This is a genomic window from Aeromonas sp. 604443, from assembly GCF_049170315.1.
Lineage (GTDB): Bacteria > Pseudomonadota > Gammaproteobacteria > Enterobacterales > Aeromonadaceae > Aeromonas > Aeromonas veronii_A.
In genome coordinates this window covers 133,953-154,148 of the sequence record NZ_JAAKMI010000004.1, presented here as the reverse complement: position 1 = coordinate 154,148, position 20,196 = coordinate 133,953, and the positions used below count along the sequence as shown (strand labels likewise).

Genomic DNA, 20,196 nt, shown 5'->3' with positions numbered 1-20,196 from the left:
CCGATTGATGAGTTAAAAGCCGATTTGCCTTTGCACCTGTCAGGGGGATGGTCCATCATCAACCTTTTGCCAAGGGAGGAGCGCCATGTTTGTATTCGACGTAACGGGAGCTGCGGGTGAGAAGGCCAGCATTCGGGTGCAGGCGCTGGATTGGGCGCAAGCCGGACCAGTGACCTTCCAGTGCGATGATGATCAGCTGGCGGTCGTGCTCCTGAGCGGTTGTCGTTGCGATGCGGTGGGCTTTTTCAACCTGTTGGCGGGGTGCAAACCGCTCTATATCGAGCAGTGGCTCAGCTATCTGCAGGAGAGTGGTCGCATTGGCAAGTGGAGCCACCAGACCGAGAGTCCCGCCGATGGGGACTATCTGGCCAGAGCCGGTCTGGAGCACGATGAGCTCAATAGCCTGCTTGGCCTGGTCTATCAGGTGGCGGGGTTCAACCGGTTGCAGATCAACCGTTACCTCAAAAACCGCCACAATCCTACTACACTGGCGACCCGTTACGATCAGAAGGAGTTGGAGCGTTACCGCCAGCTCAATGACATCATTCTGACCCTGTTGAAGCTGAAGCATCCTCAGTAAAGAGCCCCAGCTGGCTGATATCCGGTCGCAGCGGTTGCGGCCGGGCGATCAGATAGCCCTGCAAGCCATCCACGTACATCCCCTGCAGCAGCTGTTTCTGGCCAAGCTGTTCTACCCCCTCAGCAATCACCTGACATCCCATCCGATGTGATACATCGACGATCATCCGCACAAACTGCTGGTTGGTCTGATCCTGCTCCAGCCCGGTAATAAGGGCAGGGTCCAGCTTGATGTAGTCGGGCTTGAGCTCGCGAAACAGGGTAAAGGAGCCGATCCCCTTGCCGAAATTGGCGATCGCCGAGCGGCTGCCGTTGCGGCGCAGCAGTTCAAATACCCGCTTGGCACCGGTCAGATTGCGTTCCAGATGCTCTTCATCCAGCTCGAACACCAGATTGGCGCTGGTATTGGGATCTTTGAGCAACTGGCGGTCAAGCCAGATCAGGAAGGCGCTGTTTTGCAGCAGGTTGGGGGAGAGATTGACTCCCCAGCGACTCTGATTGGCACCAAAAGCCCGGTATTGACGCATTATATGAACAATCACCAGTTGCTCCAGCCGCATCACCATATCGAGCCGCTGGGCCATGGCAAACAGGGTGTCGGTGGGCAGGGCGGTACCATCGCTGCCGCTGAAACGGGTGTAGATTTCGTTGTAGGCCAGCATGCTGCGGTGCAGGGGCTGGATTGGCTGATAGGTGAAGCTGAGTCGCTCCTGTGCCAGCACTTCAGTCAGCACCTCGCGCCAGTGATGCTGTCCCTGCAGATCGGAGACGTTGTCATCCTGCTGGATGGCCCAGCCATTGATGGTTTCGGTCTGGGCGCGTGCCAGCGCCAAATCCGCCCTGGCCAGCACGGCTTCGATTTTCTGGCCGCTGCTGAGCTTGGTCAACCCCGAGTAACCTGTGCTCTCCAGCTCGTGTTGAGCCTGATAGTGATCGAAAGCCACTTTCAAATCCTGTCCCAGCAGATGGGGGGGAATATTGGCCACCGGTTGCACCAGCACGGCGAAATCAGCCCCCGAAATGCGATAGACCTGATTGCCCGGGAAGCGGCTCACCACCCGCTTGATAAGGGCCGCCATGTCCTTGATGTAGGCATCACCAGACTGGAAGCCGCGCTGGGCGTTGATCTTGCCAAGCTCGGTGGCGCGGATCAGCACCAGACTTGCGGTCTGGGTGTCCTGATCCCGCTGCAGCAACTCGGTCATGTCGCGGCGAAAGGCGTGGCGGTTGAGTAGTTGAGTCAGCTCGTCGGTGGTGGCCAGATTGCTCAGTTCGGTCAGCTGACGATGGGCACTCTGTTCGGCACTCTCGAACTGCTCCAGCAGCTGTTGCAGCACTTCCCGGGAGGCGGGCTCATCAAGCAGTGAGGGATCCCGGCTCCTGATGGCCTTGACCCAGGTGAGCTCCTGATGCTGGACCATGCCGTCCATGGTGCGCATGGCCAGCATTAACAACAGGATCATGCCGAGCAGTGTGGTGGCCAGAATAACTGTCAGAGTGAGCGGTGTGCTCTGAAGGGCCAACCAAACTGCTTGCAGGAGCAGCAGGGGTATGGTCACTATGGTGGCGATCATGAAGAGGGGGCGTCCAAGCTTGTGAACCATCTTTTTATCCTTGAAGTGGCTGCTTTATGAGGGAATTTTAACCAAGCTTGCGGTGCAAAGCATGCTATTCCTCGCAACTCGGTGAAAAGGGTCAATTGAAATCGGTTAAATGTGAGTGAAACCACTTTCACAGGTACCGAAACAGGCGAAGATGAGTTGAAAACAGATCAAACAAGGCAGAGGTAAATCATGTTGTTAGAGCCAGAAAATAGTGCCAAAGCACGACAATTGTTGAACCAGAGTATGGCACTGGTGCTGGCAGGTGGACGTGGCAGTCGCCTAAAGCAGTTGACTGACAACCGAGCCAAGCCTGCCGTCCATTTCGGTGGCAAATTCCGGATCATCGACTTTGTGCTCTCCAACTGTATCAACTCGGGGATCCGCCGGGTTGGTGTAGTCACCCAATACAAATCTCACAGCCTGCTGCGTCACCTGCAATCGGGCTGGTCCTTCCTGCGTTACCAGATGAACGAATTCATCGACCTGCTCCCTGCCCAGCAACGGGTGGACGAGGTGCACTGGTATCGCGGTACCGCCGATGCCATCTATCAGAACGTCGATATCATCCGTGACTATGGCCCCAAATACCTGGTGGTGCTGGCAGGGGATCACATCTACAAGATGGATTACGCCGCCATGCTGCTCGACCATGTGCGCCTTGGCGCCAAGGTGACGGTAGCCTGCATCGAAGTGCCGCGGGCCGAGGCCTCTGCTTTCGGCATCATGGATATTGACGAGCAGCGCAAGATCCGCGCCTTCGTCGAAAAACCGGCCAATCCGCCCGCCATGCCGGGTTGCGAAGATCGCTCGCTGGCCTCCATGGGGATCTATATCTTCGAGGCGGAGTACCTCTACCAACTGCTGGAGGAGGACATTCACAATCAGGACTCCAAACACGACTTCGGGATGGATGTGATTCCCCGCATCGTGGAGGAGGGGCTGGCATTTGCTCACCCCTTCAACATGTCCTGTGTCGGCGCGCGCGAGGGGCAAAAGCCCTACTGGCGTGACGTGGGTACGCTGGACTCGTTCTGGGAAGCGAACATGGATCTCGCCTCCGTGCTGCCCGAGCTCGATATCTACGATCAGAACTGGCCTATCTGGACCAGCCAGACCCTGACGCCTCCGGCCAAGTTTGTGCAGGACCGCAATGGCCAGCACGGCATGACCATCAACTCCATGTTTGCGGGCGGGACCATTGTCAGCGGGTCGTTCGTGCTCAACTCGGTGCTCTTTACCAATGTGCGGGTGCACTCTTTCTGTACCCTGGATCAGGCCATCATCTTCCCCGGGGTCGAGATCGGCGCCGGTTGCCGTCTGCGCCGGGTGGTGGTGGACAAGGGATGTGTGCTGCCAGATGGGTTGGTGGTGGGTGAAAACGCCGATGAGGATAGCCGCCGCTTCTACCGCTCCGAACAGGGAATTGTGCTGGTGACCAAAGAGATGCTGGACAAGCTGGTTTGAGGAAAGCCCTTGAAATTGTATCAGACGCTGTAATGCAAAGGGAGCCAATTTGGCTCCCTTTTTCATGCTGGTGAATGGCGAAGATTATTCGCTAACCACCGCTTTGGCGGCCATCACCATGGCGGTGCCGTGCTTGCCACCGGCGGCGGTCACTTGCGGTACGCCATCTTCATCGGTATCGCTGCCGGCACCTTCGATGATGTTCTCGCCGGAGTCGCCGATCCACTCGGCCATCTGCATGCCACCATTGACGGTGCCACGGAACCAGCTGACGTACTGACCGGTCAGTTTGGCCAGCTCCAGCTCGGGCGCCTTCTCGGCACCTTCGTTGCGCAGGTTCAGCATGGCAGAGCGCAGGGCGCCAGAGATGGCCGCCTGGGTCCAGGGAGTGTATTCACCCTGTTTACCCGCCAGCCAGGTGCCCGCCTTGGCATTGAAGTAGGCCTTGTCGGCAGCGACAAACAGCTCGCGGGCGGCGGTGCGGTACTTGGCATCGGAGGTAGCGAGGAAGGCGGCCGTCAGACCGCGGATAGCGGCGAACTGCGCATCGATGGAGTAGCCGGCATCGAGCTTGCCACCCAGGGTTATGCCGTCATGCACCAGACCATTTTTGCCCTTGAGGTTGGCAAGGATGAAATCGGCCTGCTTGCGGATCAAGTCGAGCGCCTCTTGACCCTGCTTGGTCTTGAGGTTCAGCTCGCCATTGTCACCGGCGGCGTAACCGACCGGCAGCGCGTCCTGAGCGCGCTGGAAGATCTGCAGGGCGACCAGTGCGTAAGCGGCGTCAAAGGTGGTGACGTGCTTGCCCTGTTTGCCTGCCTGCCAGCTGTCGACCAGGGTGCCAGCCTTGGCATCAAAGTGCAGGGCCGCCAGGTTCTTGAAGGTGAGGTTTGAGAGATTGATCGCCAGCGAGAAGGCATCGCTGCCCGCAACGGCTTTGCCCAGGTCATTGGCCTTGTTGGCAGCCGGTGCGGCGGCAAACGGTGCGCCGTCAAACACGGCGTGGAAGGCTGGGTTCTGGTTGGTGTTGGCGCTGCGCTGATCGCTGAAAGCATAGAACTCGGAGAGCGGCCACAGCATCATCCAGGCATCGCGCAGCTGGGCGGAGCCATCCACCACCTCCAGCTTGCCGATGGCCCCGGCATCGTTGTTGCTGGTTTCGGTCACTTTCACCTGATGGGGGAAGTAGACAACGCCCTTGGCCGGATCGTACTGCGGGGTGATCCTGGCGCCCAGTTGCTTGCCATCGAAGCCAAGCTGGTTCTGCATGATGGCCAGCTTGTCGATGGACTGCTCGGTCAGCATCATGCCATTGAAGCCATCGGCGGCAGAGACGCCCAGCTTGTGCTTGCCATCCTGATCCATGGTGGCGGAGGCGGCTTCTACCTCTTCATCGGTTTCGGCTACGTGCATGCCGCCGAGGAAGTCCTGGGACCACATCACCTCTTTGAGCAGGATGCCGCCCACCGCTGCGGGCACCAGCAGGTTGTCGCTGCCGCTCCAGCGCAGGGTGCTGTAGTCGCGGAAGTAGGCGGGCACCTGGGTCTTGACGGTTTTCTCGGTCCCTTTGGCGGTCTTGATGGTGATCTGATCGCCATTGACCGGAGTGGCGTTGACGGCCTGGGCAAACTCTGGATTGGCGGAGGCGTAGGGCAGGGAGAGGGGATACATGCCTTGCGGCACTTCATCGGCCGGGAAGCCGACCGCATCGGCCATGGCCAGCACCCGTTGCCCCAGAGAGGCCATGGTGCCACCACGGGCCAGGTTTTGCGGCCCGTTCACCAGATGTGGGCCCATGCCGGATTGGTAGTTGAGGGCGTACATCGCCTCTTCGGAGTATTCGTAGGATTCGATGCCGGCAGCGAAGTCGAACGGAGTTGGTTCATCGGCACGGTTGGCATCCAGCACATCCAGATCCAGCCCCAGTGCTTCGGCTAGCGGCTCGCCAGAGAGCTCGAATTCGGTATAGGCCAGCATGTTGGCGGCGGTATTGAATGTCTTGTCTTCGACCTTGACGGCAGCGTGTGCGGCGCCGCTGATCAGTGCGCAGGCGATCGCCTGAACCAGTACGGTTTTTCTCATGTCCCTTCTCACCATTGGTTGGTTTTATTATTGACGCTTCTCATGACGAATCTAAATGAGAATGGTCTGCATTATGCTGTGTTGGAGGGGACTTGAGAAGTAAAAAACCGCCCCATTCGGCTGCACGTTAAACCGGATGTGCGTTGTCGAAGAGGGCGGTTATCTGTTTATTGCGATGAAAGTGCCAGTGCGGCGGTGATCAGAGCAGCTTGAACGGGATGACCAGACGGCCCGGCTCTACCTTGAGGGCTTCAACCTTGTCCTTGATCCTGGCTTCGTTCTTGCGGCTGCTGTCGAGGCGGTAGACCGGGGTCTGCGACAGGAACAGGGAGAGCGACTGATTGAAGGTGGGCAGCAGTGGGGTGAGGGCGGCCCCGATATCGGCCGGCTCGGTCTTGACCGAGATCAGTTCAAGGTCGCGCAGATAGATGGCGCCCTGATCGGCCACATAGTCGGGGCGGGCACTCAGGGCAAAGCGGATCTTCATCTGCTGGCTGCCAAGGGGGCTGCTCACCTGCAGGTCGCCAGCGGCATCCAGCTCGATGCGATCCGCTTGTTTGCGGCCGATACGGCTCTGCATCTCATCCAGACGGATCTTGCTCGACATGATGCCGGGGATCCCCAGCTGTTTTTCAAAAGAGACCTGATCTTTGAGGTACTGGTTGATTTCGGCCTCGCTGACATTGTACTGGGTCAGGGAGCAGGCCCCCAGCAGCAGGGCGAGGGGGAGTAACAACAACTGTTTCAACATGATGGATTCCGCTTGGGCAACTATGATGGCGCTATCTTACGCGATAACGGGCGTGGAATGAGAGCCTCATACCGTGGGAAATCACGGAGTTGCTGCATTCCCGATTGTTTTTTGGCAACCGCCGGGTTCATCATCGACGAGTGAGCGGAATAGGGCTGAGCTGTTGGCTGCGGGCGTAGGTCTACGCCTTAAGCAGAGAGAAGAGCACAGAGAGCGAGAAGAGCAAAGAGAACGAGGAGAGCGTAATGGTTCGGATGGGCAAGGTTGGCTGCAGGGCGCTGCTGTGGCTTGGCTGCATGATGGGACTCTGGAGCCCATCGCTGTGGGCCGAGGTGAAAGTGATCCCGGTATTCGAGGCGCAGGCCGCGGTGCAGACCCTCAAGGAGATCTATCCCCAGCTTGGGGTGAGTGCCATGGGTAATCAGCTGGTGCTGAGCGGGACGCCAGCCCAGCTGCAGGAGGCCGAAGCCACGCTGGCGCAGATCAACCAGCCACCGCAAAGCCTGCTTATCGAGTGGCGGGTCGATGGTGCCGCCAGCGGTCAGCAACTGGGAGGCTCAATCAGTCGCGACGAGGTCAAGCGGCAGTGGTTGCTCGATGGCAACTCCCAGCAGTACCAGCGCAGCCAAAACGACAGCTGGCAGGTGCGCGGGCTTTCGGGCCGTCCCGTGCTGCTGCAGATGGGCTCCTATCAGCCGGTGACTTTCTACCAATGGAACGGGGGCGCCGTGGTGGGGATGATGCCGTTGGTGAACGGCCTCTATGCCACGGCCACCTTGATTGGCGATCGGGTGCAGATTGCGCTGAGCAGCGAACAGGCGAGGCTGGATCAGGGCACCATCAATCGTGGGCAGAGTGCCACCGAGGTGAGCGGGGCCCCAGGCCAGTGGCTGACGGTGGGGGAGCTCTCGACCAGCTCGGCAGATCAGGGGAGCAGGCTCGGCACCCAACTACAGGGAGGGCGAGGCAGCCAGAGCGAGCGCCAGACCCTGCAGATCCGGGTCACCCGCCAATAAGCAATGTAGTGGTCTAATCATCCCGGACACCATGAAAGTTGTCGAGCTCGAAGATTCGCTGCAGATGGCGGCGTGCATCGTGGTTCTCCTGACAATAGCTGCAGTCAGCATGACCGCAGTGACGTTCACGAATTGTGTGAATGATTTCTGCGGTCTGGGGGAAGCGGCGCCAAATCCAGGGGGGCAACACGGAGTTCCCGCCGGACACGGGCAACCAGGCGCAGGCATAAGCCAATGGTAACAACAGCATGGGTTGACGCAGGGCATCACCAATCACCCGGTTGAGCTGTTTGGGGCACGCTTTCTCATGGGCAATGCTCTTGATGAGAGTGGGTAGCTCCGAGACCCGCACTGGCGGGCGGCCTGTCAGTCTGGCAAACACCAGTGACAGACCCTGAGTGTTAAATTGCGCCATGACTCCCTGGTCGAACAGATATTGATAAAGCTGCAATTGGGACAGGGGTAAGGCTTGCAGGGCTATCAACTGTTCCGAGAAGATCTGCAATGCGAGCCTTGCATCCGCGACCGGATCATTGAGGGTATCCCGAACCAGTTTGTAATCCTTGACCAAGCGGTGATAGGGGTTTTTGGGAAAGGCAAGGGGAGATAGATAGAGGGTATCTATTACCGGCTTTTCGAGAAGCAACTGGGGACGTACAGCCTGTTTGGCCAACCAGGGGAGATCAAAATCGAGAATATTATGGCCAAGGATTACCTCAGCCCCCTGTGCCAGAGCATTTAACGCCTTGATGGAAAGATCCTGCGGGCCTTTGAGATTGAGCTCACGATCAGCCAGGAGTGCACCCAGATGGCGCAGCTTTTCATCCCTGGTCAGCTCAAGGTCAAAAGAAAGAATCTTGTCATCCCCAAACAGGGCCACGACATCAGCTGGGTTCATCAATAGCCATCTCCATCTGGCGTTGACCTATCATGGCGATAATAAGTGCTAACAGATCAGTGAGTTGGACGAATATTACCCGAAATGTTGAGCGGTGGCATCATTCAGAGCCCTCTGGCCGCGCTTCTTTTGGCTGGCATCCCGTTTTTGTAAATGCCTCTGCTCCCTTAATCGTTCATGTCTGTAAAGTGTCGTCCTTGTCATAGTCAACCCACTGATCTTGTGAGACTATTTCCCTTTATTTTCCGATTGGAACGCACTGTGTCCCTCGACTACTACCAGCGCCACGCCACCGAATTGGCGGCCCGTTACCAACAGGTATCTTCGCGCACTGTTCATTGCGACTGGCTCACTCTGCTGGAGCCTTGGCTCGTGGCGGCGCCGCGCCGGTTGCTCGATGTAGGGGCTGGCAGTGGTCGGGATGCCGCGTTTTTGGCCGGGCTCCATCAGGGCCACAGTGTGGTCGCTGTCGAACCCAGTCAGGCACTCGCTTCGCTGGGACAGTGCCATACCCGGGATGTTGCAGTGGATTGGGTCAATGACGCTATGCCGGCTCTCTCTCGCGTGACCGGTACTTTTGATCTGATTTTGCTCAGTGCTGTCTGGATGCATCTACCCCCGGAGTCTCGTCCCTTGGCGCTGGCACGTCTTCATGAGCTGCTCTCACCAGATGGTTATCTGGTACTGAGTCTTCGTCTGGTTATCTCGGAGCAGGAGATGCGGGAGCGAGCCATGTATCCGGTAGCTGTCGATGAGGTGGAGCGGCTTGCATTGGAGGAGGGGATGACACTGCTCCATGTGTCAGGACCACAGGAGGATGTCTTGGCGCGTAGCGGCTTGAGTTGGCAGAGTCTGATCCTTGGGGGTGAACATGCACGCCTCCCCTGAGCAACAACTCGCTTTTATTGCCTATCTGCAACGCATCTTTACCGAAGGCGATTTTGTGGCCACTTACAAGTGCGCCTTGCTCCACGGGATTGCAGATATCGCGATTGAGCGCAGTACCGAGACCCATGATCTGACCGCGGCGCGCACTATTACGCTGGACGAACTGGCCACCAAGTTTGTGGAGCTTTATTGGCAGCACAGTCTGCCCTACTCGGCGACGGGAGAAACGGCTACCTTGCTCAAACAGAGCAGCGGTCGTCAGGCCATCATGCTGACGGAGTTGTCCCGGCTGCGTGCAGAGGGGGTCCGCTCGGTAACTGCACTGCGTCGGCACGACGCCTGGCGGCCTCTTCTTGCCCGAGTTCGGCGCATCCTTGTTGAGGGACCCTTGTGGCGTCTGCAGATCCTGGGTGGGCGAGAGGAGTGCCACCTTTATCCGCACCAAAGGGGCGCGGATCATATCTGCCTTAATCCCGGCATTCTCTACTGTCTCCACCGCTTTTACGATCTGGTGGTCTCCCTCTCCCGACAGCATTGGTTACAGCTTATCTGCGACATCAAGGGTAATCAGCCACTGATTGGCCCCAGTGTGGGGTTGGAGAATTTTCTATTTGGTTCAAGCCGTCAGGCGCTGGGGCGAGTAGGAGAGGTATTGAGGGACTTGCAGGGGGGAACCTGTTTTTACTGTAACAAGGCGATACACGGGAGTGGTGAGGTAGACCATTTCATCCCCTGGCGTCGTTATCCAATCGATTTGGGCCACAACTTCGTACTGGCACACGCCAACTGTAACCGGAGCAAACGGGATTTTCTTGCCGCTCCCGAGCACAGGGATGCTTGGTACGAGCAGAATATCCTGACCCATGGGGCGTACCTCACGGACGAGCTGGCCCCTCTGGTCAGCGTCGATGCCGAGCGTTCTACTGCCATCGCTACTTGGGCCTATCAGCAAGCACTCCGTGAGCATGCTCGGTTGTGGCGTGGTATTGACCTGTTTGTGGACGTGACAGCCCTCAGTATGGGGATGAGTAATCCAGGCTTCTCTAGACTCTTCTGAGGCAGATACGAAAAAGCCCAGCCAAAAGGCTGGGCTTTAGAATTTGGCTCCCTCGACAGGACTTGAACCTGTGACATACGGATTAACAGTCCGCCGTTCTACCGACTGAACTACGAGGGAAAAGTGGCTCCTCCTACTGGACTTGAACCAGTGACATACGGATTAACAGTCCGCCGTTCTACCGACTGAACTAAGGAGGAATTGCCTGTCTCGTTAAGACGGGGCGAATATTAATGACCAGGGCGGCGGGTGTCAACCCGCGAATTTCCCGAAAACCGGATTTTCGGATTGTTTGCCCAAAAGTTGTGCTTTGCGGTTTATTTTCAGCACAATCAGTCTCTTGCCATCACTGCCCCCAACCGGCCCAAGGGGTTATTGGCTCGGTTCGCATCAACCTGATGATGCCAGTATGATGTCGCGAACGTGCTGGTAACACAGTGAGGCTCAAATGGTGATCTTTGTGGCAAAAAGGGGGAGAGCAGGAGCCAAGATCGGCGATTTGGCGGCAAATAGGCCAAATAATGGGTGAGTGCGCGTTTCATTGATCCTGCCCATCGAAAAAATGGCCCGTCTGGAGTAAGGTTACGCAGGATACCATCGCCGCGTCGACAGCCCTGCCGGCCCTTGATGATGATCGGGCGCCGGATCTCTCCGGCCTTTATCTCCCTCTTCTGGTATTACGATATACATGCACAAGCAAGCCTCTTTAAATAGCGTGAAGCTCGCCATAGCCTTACGCCAGTCCTGTATTGATGAACCCTATAGCATGGCCCGCTTCGGCCGTGATCTTATCGCCGGTGTGACGGTGGGCATCATCGCCATCCCGCTCGCCATGGCGCTGGCCATCGCCAGCGGTGTACCGCCGCAACACGGTCTCTATACCGCCATCATTGCCGGTATCGTGATCGCCGTGACCGGTGGTTCCCGTTACTCCATCTCAGGCCCGACCGCTGCCTTTGTAGTGATCCTCTACCCGGTCGCCCAGCAGTTCGGGGTTGGCGGTCTGTTGATGGCGACGCTCATCTCCGGCCTCTTTCTGGTGGCGATGGGGATGGCCCGTCTTGGCCGCCTTATCGAGTACATTCCCCCGTCAGTGACGCTGGGCTTTACCGGTGGTATCGCCATCGTGATCGCCACCTTGCAGATCAAGGACTTCTTTGGCCTAAGCGTGCCTGAGATGCCGGAAACCTATCTGGGCAAGGTCGAAGCGCTGGCCGCCGCCCTGCCAAGCTGGCAGTGGGGCGATACCCTGGTGGGGGTCGCAACACTGGCCGTGCTGCTGCTCTGGCCACGCCTGCGTCTGCCGGTGCCCGGCCACTTGCCCGCGGTGCTGGTCGGGGTAGGTCTGGGTTTTGGCCTCCATTACTTTGGGGTGGATGTGGCCACTATCGGCAGCAAGTTCAGCTATACCCTGGCCGATGGCACCCAGGGGATGGGGATCCCGCCCATCGCGCCGACCCTGGTGATGCCCTGGGCCTTGCCCGGACCGGATGGTTTGCCAGTTGAATGGAACCTGGCGGCTGTTGAGCGGCTGCTGCCTGCCGCCTTCTCCATGGCAATGCTGGGGGCGATCGAGTCGCTGCTCTGCGCCGTGGTGCTCGATGGCATGACCGGTCGCAAACACAGCTCCAACGCCGAGCTGGTGGGGCAGGGGCTTGGCAACATCTTCGCCCCCTTCTTTGGCGGCATTACCGCTACCGCCGCTATCGCTCGCTCTGCCGCCAACGTGCGTGCCGGTGCTACGTCCCCCATCTCGGGGATCGTCCATGCGCTGGTGGTGCTGGCCGCCATTCTGGTGCTGGCCCCCTGGCTCTCCTGGTTGCCGCTCTCGGCCATGGCTGCCTTGCTGCTCATCGTGGCCTGGAACATGAGTGAAGCGCACAAGGTGGTGGAGCTGATCCGTCGCGCGCCCAAATCCGATGTGCTGGTGCTGCTGGTCTGCCTGTCACTCACCGTCATTTTCGACATGGTCATCGCCATCACCTTCGGGGTGATCCTGGCCTCCCTGCTCTTTATGCGTGAAATCGCCAAGATGACCAAACTGCACGATTTGGCCGAGCACAAGCGCTATGCCCACGAGGTGCCGGACAACGGCCTGCTCTACAAGATCAACGGCCCGCTCTTCTTTGCCGCGGCCGAACGGGTCTTTGCCGAGCTGGAAGCGCAAGTGAAAGGGCACCAGGTGCTGGTGTTGCAGATGGAGGCGGTTTCCATCCTCGATGCGGGCGGCCTGTCTGCCTTCCTCCACTTTGGCAAGCAGATGGCCAAAGCCGGGGTCGAGTTGCGGGTGGCCGAGTTGCAGTTCCAACCGCTCAAGACCCTGGCCCGTGCCAAGGTGCGGCCGCAGCCCGGCAAGCTGGAATTCTACGGTTCGCTGGAAGAGGCGCTCAAAGGTGAACATTTGCACGAAGCGGCAGTAAATTGATTGAAAGGGATACGAAACGGCATATTTTTGGTCACTTGGTTCGGATATTGAGCAAACGAACGCAAAAAGTAAAAAATTGCATTGACCAAAAGCCATCGTATCCCTTACATTACGCCCCGTTCCAGCGCAACAGCGCAGCGAATACCGTGTTGGCTGAACACGTTAAACCACAGACCAAAATTTGGTGAGGTGTCCGAGTGGCTGAAGGAGCACGCCTGGAAAGTGTGTATACGGCAACGTATCGAGGGTTCGAATCCCTCCCTCACCGCCAAACAGTAAACCCCTGCTTTAGAGCAGGGGTTTTTCTTTATGCATGATTTATTATGCGCCCCGACTATCTCAACTGTTGGTGGTTTGCATATCAGTTGATCGCATCATTCTGAAGATGGTGGGATCTTCTTCCGGTACCCTCAGATGTAAGAGAGGGTCATGGAGACCACTCTTGCTCGGATTAATGGCGTTTTCCCCATTTGCATCGAGACCTTTCCCATCTAGCCAAGCGCGTATCTATAAAAACAAGCAATATCTGCAGCATTTGCCTCTTCTGGATTGCCCGGCATGGTTGAATGCCATGCCAGCCAGATATTGCTCAAACCTCATCATTTCAAGCAGACAGCCTTGGGACAGAGCCCTAGTTCAGAGTAAGCCCTGCATCAACAATGAAATCCTGGCCAGTACAGCCATTGGACTCTTCAGAACCGAGGAAGAGTGCCATGCGAGCACAATGTGAGCCATCGAGACGGAATTTGAGTGCTTGCAGTTCGACAAACTGGTTCACCGCGGCAGGGTCGAGTTGCGCCCACATCGCATCCTGTTTGGGGGTACGGATTGCGCCTGGTACCAGGCTGTTAACCCGAATGCCTCTTGCGCCCAACTCCTGCGCTAGGGTACGGGTAAAACCATGGATGGCGGCTTTTGACAGGGAGTAGCAGACTCTCCCGGGGCGGCCCCGCATCCAGTTGATGGATCCCATATTGATGATGCTGCCGCTCCCTTTTTGCTCCATGCCTGGCAGCACGGCTTGGATCGCAAACAACTGGTGACGCAGATTGATATTGATGCGGTTTTCGAAATACTCCTCGGTCAGATCCTCAATTTTATGGTGATCATCGCTGCCCGCGTTGTTGATCAGGATATCGACACTGCCCAGCTGTTGTTCAATGGTCGTAAAACACGCTTTGAGCAGAGTCAGGTCGGTGACATCGCAAAACAGAAACAGGCAGTCGAGCTCATGCGCGAGTGCTTCGCCTGCAGATTTATCAAAATCGAGGAAGGCGACTTTGGCACCTTGGCTGACAAAGGCGCGCACCAACTCTTCGCCAATGCCACTGGCGCCACCTGTGATAACGGCGACCTTGCCGGCAATAGAGTGATATTGTACTTGCTGGGAATAGTTCATAACTGCTCTCCGTGAGTCATAGATTGAATTCATCTGGCAACATTAGAAAAAGTATTTAACACCAATACGGATCCGGTATGCCTCTGCATCATAGGCAATATTTCTATCGTACCACTGTAATTCCAGATAAGGCATCCATTGTGGATTGATTCGATAGCGGGTTTGACTGGTTAGCTCCCAGTGATGATCTTTCCCATTAGCACTGTTGAAATTATTAACGCGAGAAAAATAGTGCGATTCAAAAGTATGGGTCAAAGCTGGCGTTATTTTATTGACAATATACAGTGCGTATTCATTGGTATCGTTATTATCGCCATAACCATCAAGATCCGTAGTTAGATAATTTTGATGATTGTAACGGTATCGTGCAATAACGGAAAAGTTATCGGTAAAGTTGTACTTTCCATCCAGATACGCAGAGCCACCAGAGCCAGAGCTAGAGGAGTTAACCAAACCACCGGCATTGACCGAGAGTTTGGTGGTTAAATTTAATAGCGGATACCACCCTTCAATTTCGTTATAACTGTGCTTTAGCTTGTCTAGTTTATCGGTATTATACGCATTGCTGGCCATAATACCCGCACCAGATTCCCAGTTATAGCCGAGTCGCAACAATAACTCATGTTGGTCGGTAGCAAAGTTAAATGCCTCACGGCTTTCAAAATAACCGCCCGCGAAAGCTGCGTTGCAGCATATAAGAGGGATTAAGCATATTTTGGGGTGGATACGCATAGTGATTGACTCGCCAATGGTAAGTTGATATTAAATCGTACAGCGATTGGCATGAGGTAAATTAATTACCTCATGCGATGGTTTTTATCAGCCAGCTATTGAATGTTTTGCTTTACCAACTTATAAGTGGCACAGAAATCCTCACGGCCCAAACCGTTATTCAGGCCTTGCTGGTAAATGTTATTCACCAATTCGACTCCGGGCAGGGTCAGCGCTTCTTCTCCCATGAGGTTCTTCATAATGCCGATATCTTTGGCCATGTTCTCCAGCGAGAAGACAGTGTTGTAGTTCTCGGCGATCAGGGCACCTATCTTGCTGGTCAGATAGAAGTTGCTGCCGCCACCGTAAGAGACGGCGGTGTTGAAGCTCTCTTTATCGATGCCGAAATGATCGGCGGTGGCCAGCATTTCGTTGACACTGTTCTGAATTTGGGCGACCAAGGTGTTGTGCAGCACCTTCATGATCAAACCACGGCCGTTGCCCCCCAGGTGGATCTGGTTGCTGCCCATCATGGCTAGCAATGGCTTGACCTTTTTGTAGGCGGACAGGTCGCCACCTATGTAGATCCCGAGCTCGGCAGCCACGGCGGCAGGGACGGATTTGACCACAGGCGCATCGAGCATCACGGCACCGGTTTCTGCTACCTGGCGGGATAAGGCGATTGACACTGCCGGGTCAATGGTGGACATGTCGATGGTGATCTTGCCGGGGCCAAGGTGTGGCAGCAGTTCGGTATAGACCGCTTTGACGTGTTCGGAGCGCGGTACCATGGAGATGATCACATCCGCATCGGCTGCCAACCTGGCAATGGAAGGGGAGGCGATGGCGCCTGCATCGACCACCCGGGCGACAGCCTCCTGATTGATATCGAATACCAACACATTGCCATCAAATTTTTTGACGATGTTCTTTGACATCGCTTCGCCCATCAGACCAAGACCGATAAAGCCAATAGTTTTCATCTGTTGTTTTCCTTAAATGTGGGTTTAGCAAGACCGGCGATGTCAACACGCATGCTGAACAGCGCACCTGAGAGCGGACGTGCTGCCAGTTCGGCGGCGTCCATATTTTCGCGAGTAGTGGTGATGAAGAGGGTCTTCATGTCTTCACCACCAAAACAGACCATGGTGGGGCAACGTACCGGCAAGGGATATTCGGCCAGCAATACCCCCTCTGCAGAGAAGCGGGCGATACGATGGCCATCAAACAGGGCGCTCCAGTAGCATCCTTCGACATCGATTGCAGCCCCATCCGGGCGCCCTTCGTCGGCGCGGGCTGCAAACTCGCGCAGCAGTTGCCGTTGACCGAGTGAACCGTCGCGGGCCAACGGAGTGCGATAAAGGCGGCGGTTGGGGGTATCAGTGGTGTACATCCAGCGCATGTCTGGGCTGAATGCCAAGCCATTGGCTCCCAGAATGTCGCACTGGATCACCGACATCTGCAGCTCGGCATCAACCCGGCATAGCAGGGCGCCGTTGTAATCTCGTGGGCTCCAGTAAGTGCCCGCATAGAAACGACCCGCCTGATCGGTACCGCCATCATTAAAACGGGCCAGCGCTGGGTTATTGGGGTTATCGGCGACTTTACGCTCAATTTGCCCGTGTTGATCACACAGATAGATCCCGGTGCGCATCGCTGCGATAAAGCCACCCTGTTCGCGCAGGGCAAAACAGCCCACTTCTTCGGGGAAGGGGATTGTCGTCATGGCGCCGCTTTCGGGGTGATAGCGGTGCAGGCAACGCTCGAGAATATCGGTCCAGTAGAGCGCCTGTTCATCAGTGCTCCAGGTCGGGCACTCGGGCAGATGGCCGCGGTAGTCGGCAAGTAGCAGAGCAGGATTAGGCATAGTGAGAAACCTCAAGCAGCATGGAGATCTGCAACTGCCCATTGGCTGGCACAGTGGCCATGGCCAGCGCAGGGTCACCAAAGCCACCGTTGTTGATGGCATCATTGATATGAGAAACCGGCTCGATGGCGATGAAGTCACGATCGGCGGGCGGCAGAAACAGGATGGCGTGAGGCGCATCGGGTGAGCTCAGGGTCACCATCAGCTTCTCATCTGGCCAGCGCACCCGTGCACAGCCACTCCAGTGATGGAAGCAGTTATCGACACTGGCGGGTTCAGGTTTGCGCCAAGTGCGATAGTTCCATTGGGTCGGTAGTGGCGCGAGACCAGTGGGCAGGGACTTGTGGTCGTTGAGTACCACACCGCCTGCGTCGAACTGGATCTCGGCGTGCGCCGCACGGGGAAAATAGGGGTGAAAGCCCAGCCCAGCCGGGACAGCGTGATCGGCCAGATTGTGGTAAGTGAGTATGATATGAAGCGCATTCTCTTGCAGGGTGAAGCGCTGAGTTGCCCGATAAGGCCAGGGCCATTGCGCCGCGGATGCTCCCTGTGCGTCATGGTGCAGGGTCAGCACGACAGAGTCATCATCTGCATCCCCTTCTTGCCATGGCTGCTGCCAGCCGTTGCCATGAATTGAGTGGGGATGATCGCCAAAGTTACGCAGCAGGGCGTAATCATATCCGGCGAAGTGAAACCGTCCATGAGCAATACGGTTGGAGTAAGGTACCAGGGGAAAACAGCCCCCCTGGTTGACTGTGACGTTCTGACCATCGGGCAGGGAGCGCAAGATCTCCCTGCCATGCCAGGTCAGTTTGCCGATAGCGCCACCAAGCTCGGGGATGAGCTCCAGATCAAGCGGGCCGCTTTGGCGGTGAAGCCTCTTCATCAGTAAACCTCGCCACCGGATATGCTCAGACGTTCCCCCCGGATCGCGGCGAGCTGTTCACGGGCGCGAGCCAGCAGGTAACTCATGTCGGAGCCGAGCGCCACAAAGCTAAAACCCATCTCTTGATATTTGTTCACCAGCTCGGGGTTGCCACCGACGATCCCGCAAGGCAATCCCAAGCGCTGGCACTTCTCCAGCCCTTCACGGATCTTGGCTTGCACCTCGGGGTGAGAGGGATTGCCAATATGGCCCATGGCTGCGCTCATATCGCCGGGGCCGATAAAGAAGCCGGTCACTCCTTCAATGGCCATCTCTTCCATGGCATCAATGGCGTCAGGGGTCTCAATTTGCAGGATAAGGCAGAGCTCTTCCCGGGCTTTACGCACGAATTCGGGTTCGGCACCGTAACCGGACGCACGATGCACCGCGGCAAAGCCGCGTTTGCCTAGGGGAGGGTAGTAGGCCGCCTCTACCGCTTTGCGGGCTTCTGCTGCACTGTTGACAAACGGCACCATCAGCGACGTTGCACCGCCATCAAGCGCCCGTTTGATCAACACAGTGTCGTTCCAGGCCAGGCGGTAGAGTGGGGTGGTGGCCGGGTTGCTGGCACGAATGGCGCGATCGATACGGATCGCATCCAGGCTATCGACCGGCACATGTTCCTGGTCCAGCACCAAGAAATCGAAACCGACAGTCGCCATGGCTTCCGCCACCGTATCGCTGCCAGTCATCATCCAGGTGCCCAGTGGGCGTGGACCTTGAGTAATCGCAAGTTTGAACGGATTCATTGTTTGCTCCTTTAGAAAATCGGGGGCTCGGGCACTTTGCTGCCAGCCTGGAGGAAATCGAAGTCACAGCCCTGATCGGCCTGGGTCACATGTTGTTGATAGAGTGCGGCATAAGAGCGTTCATAAACTTTGTGTACCGGTTTGAGCGTGCGGCGGCGCTCGGCCAGCTCTTCATCACTGACCAGCATGTTGAGGCGGCCATTGGCGATATCGAGCTCGATGAGGTCACCGGTACGTACCAGTGCCAGTGGGCCACCAATGGCCGCTTCAGGGGCAACGTGCAGGATACAGGTGCCATAGTGAGTACCGGACATGCGGGCATCGCTAATCCGCACCATGTCGGTGACGCCTTGTTGCAGCAGCTTTTTCGGGATCGGCAGGTTGCCCCACTCCGGCATGCCCGGCGCGCCGACCGGGCCGGCATTGCGCAGGATAATCACTGATTCCTTGGTTACCTCCAGGGCGGGGTCATCGATGCGATCCGAGAGCTCTTGATGGCTGTCGAAGACGATGGCAGGGCCCTTGTGGTGGCGCAGTTCGGGTTTGGCGGCAGATGATTTCATCACAGCCCCGTTGGGGCACAGATTGCCGCGCAATACTGTCAATGCACATCCACGGGAGAGCGGTACCACAGGGTTATCTAGCGAGCGGATCACGTTGTCGTCATAACAGGTCGCGTTGGCAATCCACTGTGCAACGGGACGATTGGTGACCCCGATCGCATCGAGGTGGAGGAATGACTCCACCTTTTTCAGCTGGGCCATCAGACCGCCGGCGAAGAAGAACTCCTCCATCAACTGATCACCAGAGGGAAACAGATTGGCCAGCACAGGGACTTCCCGTGCCACCGACTCCATGTCTTCCAGAGTGAGGTTGATGCCCGCCCGGTTGGCCATCGCAATCATGTGGATCGCGGCATTGGTGGAGCCGCCGAGCGCCATGTAGGCCACTACGCCATTGAGGAAGTTGGCTCGGGTCAGCCAGCGGGAAGGTTTGTGATCATGCCACACCATGTCGACGATGATTTGGCCGCATTGGGCTGCCATCTGGACGTGTCGCGAGTCAGCGGCGGGGATGGAGCTGGCCCCCGGCAACATAAAGCCCATGGCATCGGCGATGGAGGTCATGGTGGATGCTGTGCCCATGGTATTGCAGGTGCCGATGGAGCGAGTCATCGCCCCCTCCAGCTCGATCCAGTCATGCTGGGTAATGGCCCCCAAGCGCAATTGATCCCAGAACTTCTTGGTATGGGTACCGGCACCGGTGACATGACCGCGCCATTTGCCGCTCGACATGGGGCCGGCGGGGCAGAAGATCACTGGCAAGTCCATCGAAATGGCACCCATCAGCAGGGCTGGCGTGGATTTGTCGCAACCGCCGAGCAGCACGGCCCCATCGATAGGATGCTGGCGCAGCAGCTCTTCTGCCTCCATCGCCAGAAAGTTGCGATAGAGCATGGTGGTCGGCTTGACCAATACTTCCCCGACCGACAGCGCGGGCAATTCAACGGGGTAGCCTCCCGCGGCCCAGACGGCTCGCTTGACGGCCTCGGCGCGCTCACGCAGGTGGCTATGGCAGGGGCTCATTTCACTCCAGGTATTGATGATCCCGATCACTGGCTTGCCCATGAATTCGTCGCGGTTCAAGCCACTTTGCTGACTGCGTTGACGATGGGCGAAGGCTCGGATGGTGTCGGGGGCATACCAGCGTTGGCTACGCAGCGCCGAGATATCGAGCTTGGCCAGGTTTTCACTGTTGAATGACATAGGAATAGCGCTCTC

The 20,196-nt window shown here is 57.1% G+C and carries 17 protein-coding genes and 3 tRNA genes; 7 read left to right on the top strand and 13 right to left on the bottom strand.

The window, feature by feature from the left end:
- Nucleotides 1–85 precede the first annotated feature (85 nt).
- Nucleotides 86–580, top strand: a complete 495-nt coding sequence (locus G5380_RS08260; protein ID WP_265783649.1) for a hypothetical protein — start codon at nt 86–88, stop codon at nt 578–580.
- On the opposite strand, the gene G5380_RS08255 is transcribed toward G5380_RS08260, so the two are convergent.
- Nucleotides 543–2,183, bottom strand: a complete 1,641-nt coding sequence (locus G5380_RS08255; protein WP_421209174.1) for an EAL domain-containing protein — start codon at nt 2,181–2,183, stop codon at nt 543–545. The genes G5380_RS08260 and G5380_RS08255 overlap by 38 nt on opposite strands.
- A gap of 189 nt (nt 2,184–2,372) precedes the next feature.
- Between G5380_RS08255 and glgC the strand changes: the two genes are divergently transcribed.
- Nucleotides 2,373–3,647: a glucose-1-phosphate adenylyltransferase gene (glgC, locus tag G5380_RS08250; RefSeq protein ID WP_227342601.1), complete on the top strand. Its 1,275-nt coding sequence runs from the start codon at nt 2,373–2,375 to the stop codon at nt 3,645–3,647.
- A gap of 84 nt (nt 3,648–3,731) precedes the next feature.
- Here the strand turns inward: glgC and G5380_RS08245 are convergent, their stop codons facing one another.
- Nucleotides 3,732–5,729: a hypothetical protein gene (locus G5380_RS08245; protein ID WP_421258177.1), complete on the bottom strand. Its 1,998-nt coding sequence runs from the start codon at nt 5,727–5,729 to the stop codon at nt 3,732–3,734.
- Nucleotides 5,730–5,928: 199 nt separating this feature from the next.
- Nucleotides 5,929–6,480, bottom strand: coding sequence for a lipoprotein (locus G5380_RS08240; protein WP_216953405.1), 552 nt, complete (start codon nt 6,478–6,480; stop codon nt 5,929–5,931).
- A gap of 296 nt (nt 6,481–6,776) precedes the next feature.
- Here G5380_RS08240 and G5380_RS08235 point away from each other — a divergent pair, with 296 nt between their 5' ends.
- Entirely contained in the window at nt 6,777–7,496 is a 720-nt protein-coding gene (locus G5380_RS08235) for a hypothetical protein (RefSeq protein ID WP_421312744.1), read from the top strand.
- A 13-nt stretch (nt 7,497–7,509) separates the two neighbouring features.
- Here the strand turns inward: G5380_RS08235 and G5380_RS08230 are convergent, their stop codons facing one another.
- Nucleotides 7,510–8,394: a hypothetical protein gene (locus tag G5380_RS08230; RefSeq protein ID WP_421172588.1), complete on the bottom strand. Its 885-nt coding sequence runs from the start codon at nt 8,392–8,394 to the stop codon at nt 7,510–7,512.
- A 261-nt stretch (nt 8,395–8,655) separates the two neighbouring features.
- Here G5380_RS08230 and G5380_RS08225 point away from each other — a divergent pair, with 261 nt between their 5' ends.
- Together G5380_RS08225 and G5380_RS08220 are read left to right on the top strand one after the other, a co-directional pair.
- Complete coding sequence (locus G5380_RS08225; protein ID WP_421172587.1) at nt 8,656–9,282, top strand: class I SAM-dependent methyltransferase; 627 nt, start codon at nt 8,656–8,658, stop codon at nt 9,280–9,282.
- Complete coding sequence (locus tag G5380_RS08220) at nt 9,266–10,339, top strand: HNH endonuclease (protein ID WP_201936379.1); 1,074 nt, start codon at nt 9,266–9,268, stop codon at nt 10,337–10,339. Before G5380_RS08225 ends, G5380_RS08220 begins: the two co-directional genes overlap by 17 nt.
- Nucleotides 10,340–10,383: 44 nt before the next feature.
- On the opposite strand, the gene G5380_RS08215 is transcribed toward G5380_RS08220, so the two are convergent.
- Both G5380_RS08215 and G5380_RS08210 read right to left on the bottom strand, forming a co-directional pair.
- Nucleotides 10,384–10,459, bottom strand: a tRNA-Asn gene (locus G5380_RS08215).
- A gap of 4 nt (nt 10,460–10,463) precedes the next feature.
- A tRNA-Asn gene (locus G5380_RS08210) sits at nt 10,464–10,539 on the bottom strand.
- Between the two features lie 488 nt (nt 10,540–11,027).
- On the opposite strand from G5380_RS08210, the gene dauA reads away from it, so the two are divergent.
- Both dauA and G5380_RS08200 read left to right on the top strand, forming a co-directional pair.
- Nucleotides 11,028–12,764, top strand: coding sequence for a C4-dicarboxylic acid transporter DauA (gene dauA, locus G5380_RS08205; RefSeq protein WP_069528347.1), 1,737 nt, complete (start codon nt 11,028–11,030; stop codon nt 12,762–12,764).
- 183 nt (nt 12,765–12,947) lie between these two features.
- Nucleotides 12,948–13,035, top strand: a tRNA-Ser gene (locus G5380_RS08200).
- A gap of 360 nt (nt 13,036–13,395) precedes the next feature.
- Here G5380_RS08200 and G5380_RS08195 read toward each other — a convergent pair.
- The 7 genes from G5380_RS08195 to araD form a co-directional block, all read right to left on the bottom strand.
- Complete coding sequence (locus G5380_RS08195) at nt 13,396–14,163, bottom strand: SDR family NAD(P)-dependent oxidoreductase (RefSeq protein ID WP_421352634.1); 768 nt, start codon at nt 14,161–14,163, stop codon at nt 13,396–13,398.
- Nucleotides 14,164–14,205: 42 nt separating this feature from the next.
- Nucleotides 14,206–14,895, bottom strand: a complete 690-nt coding sequence (gene ompL, locus G5380_RS08190) for a porin OmpL (RefSeq protein ID WP_216953422.1) — start codon at nt 14,893–14,895, stop codon at nt 14,206–14,208.
- Nucleotides 14,896–14,990: 95 nt separating this feature from the next.
- Complete coding sequence (locus tag G5380_RS08185) at nt 14,991–15,857, bottom strand: NAD(P)-dependent oxidoreductase (protein WP_069556391.1); 867 nt, start codon at nt 15,855–15,857, stop codon at nt 14,991–14,993.
- Entirely contained in the window at nt 15,854–16,741 is an 888-nt protein-coding gene (locus G5380_RS08180) for an SMP-30/gluconolactonase/LRE family protein (RefSeq protein ID WP_216978947.1), read from the bottom strand. Before G5380_RS08180 ends, G5380_RS08185 begins: the two co-directional genes overlap by 4 nt.
- Complete coding sequence (locus G5380_RS08175; RefSeq protein ID WP_216978946.1) at nt 16,734–17,627, bottom strand: aldose 1-epimerase; 894 nt, start codon at nt 17,625–17,627, stop codon at nt 16,734–16,736. The genes G5380_RS08180 and G5380_RS08175 overlap by 8 nt, the downstream gene beginning before the upstream one ends.
- Nucleotides 17,627–18,415 carry an HpcH/HpaI aldolase family protein gene (locus tag G5380_RS08170; RefSeq protein ID WP_216978945.1) on the bottom strand — a complete coding sequence of 263 codons (789 nt, stop codon included), beginning with the start codon at nt 18,413–18,415 and terminating at the stop codon, nt 17,627–17,629. The genes G5380_RS08175 and G5380_RS08170 overlap by 1 nt, the downstream gene beginning before the upstream one ends.
- A gap of 11 nt (nt 18,416–18,426) precedes the next feature.
- Nucleotides 18,427–20,181, bottom strand: coding sequence for an L-arabinonate dehydratase (araD, locus tag G5380_RS08165; protein WP_216978944.1), 1,755 nt, complete (start codon nt 20,179–20,181; stop codon nt 18,427–18,429).
- Between the last annotated feature and the right edge of the window lie 15 nt (nt 20,182–20,196).

What these genes read in the sequence shown, in the direction of transcription:
- G5380_RS08260 (WP_265783649.1), top strand. Translation starts at nt 86, where the DNA reads ATGTTTGTATTCGACGTAACGGGAGCTGCGGGTGAGAAGGCCAGCATT.
- G5380_RS08255 (WP_421209174.1), bottom strand. Translation starts at nt 2,183, where the DNA reads ATGGTTCACAAGCTTGGACGCCCCCTCTTCATGATCGCCACCATAGTG.
- glgC (WP_227342601.1), top strand. Translation starts at nt 2,373, where the DNA reads ATGTTGTTAGAGCCAGAAAATAGTGCCAAAGCACGACAATTGTTGAAC.
- G5380_RS08245 (WP_421258177.1), bottom strand. Translation starts at nt 5,729, where the DNA reads ATGAGAAAAACCGTACTGGTTCAGGCGATCGCCTGCGCACTGATCAGC.
- G5380_RS08240 (WP_216953405.1), bottom strand. Translation starts at nt 6,480, where the DNA reads ATGTTGAAACAGTTGTTGTTACTCCCCCTCGCCCTGCTGCTGGGGGCC.
- G5380_RS08235 (WP_421312744.1), top strand. Translation starts at nt 6,777, where the DNA reads ATGATGGGACTCTGGAGCCCATCGCTGTGGGCCGAGGTGAAAGTGATC.
- G5380_RS08230 (WP_421172588.1), bottom strand. Translation starts at nt 8,394, where the DNA reads ATGAACCCAGCTGATGTCGTGGCCCTGTTTGGGGATGACAAGATTCTT.
- G5380_RS08220 (WP_201936379.1), top strand. Translation starts at nt 9,266, where the DNA reads ATGCACGCCTCCCCTGAGCAACAACTCGCTTTTATTGCCTATCTGCAA.
- dauA (WP_069528347.1), top strand. Translation starts at nt 11,028, where the DNA reads ATGCACAAGCAAGCCTCTTTAAATAGCGTGAAGCTCGCCATAGCCTTA.
- G5380_RS08195 (WP_421352634.1), bottom strand. Translation starts at nt 14,163, where the DNA reads ATGAACTATTCCCAGCAAGTACAATATCACTCTATTGCCGGCAAGGTC.
- ompL (WP_216953422.1), bottom strand. Translation starts at nt 14,895, where the DNA reads ATGCGTATCCACCCCAAAATATGCTTAATCCCTCTTATATGCTGCAAC.
- G5380_RS08185 (WP_069556391.1), bottom strand. Translation starts at nt 15,857, where the DNA reads ATGAAAACTATTGGCTTTATCGGTCTTGGTCTGATGGGCGAAGCGATG.
- G5380_RS08180 (WP_216978947.1), bottom strand. Translation starts at nt 16,741, where the DNA reads ATGCCTAATCCTGCTCTGCTACTTGCCGACTACCGCGGCCATCTGCCC.
- G5380_RS08175 (WP_216978946.1), bottom strand. Translation starts at nt 17,627, where the DNA reads ATGAAGAGGCTTCACCGCCAAAGCGGCCCGCTTGATCTGGAGCTCATC.
- G5380_RS08170 (WP_216978945.1), bottom strand. Translation starts at nt 18,415, where the DNA reads ATGAATCCGTTCAAACTTGCGATTACTCAAGGTCCACGCCCACTGGGC.
- araD (WP_216978944.1), bottom strand. Translation starts at nt 20,181, where the DNA reads ATGTCATTCAACAGTGAAAACCTGGCCAAGCTCGATATCTCGGCGCTG.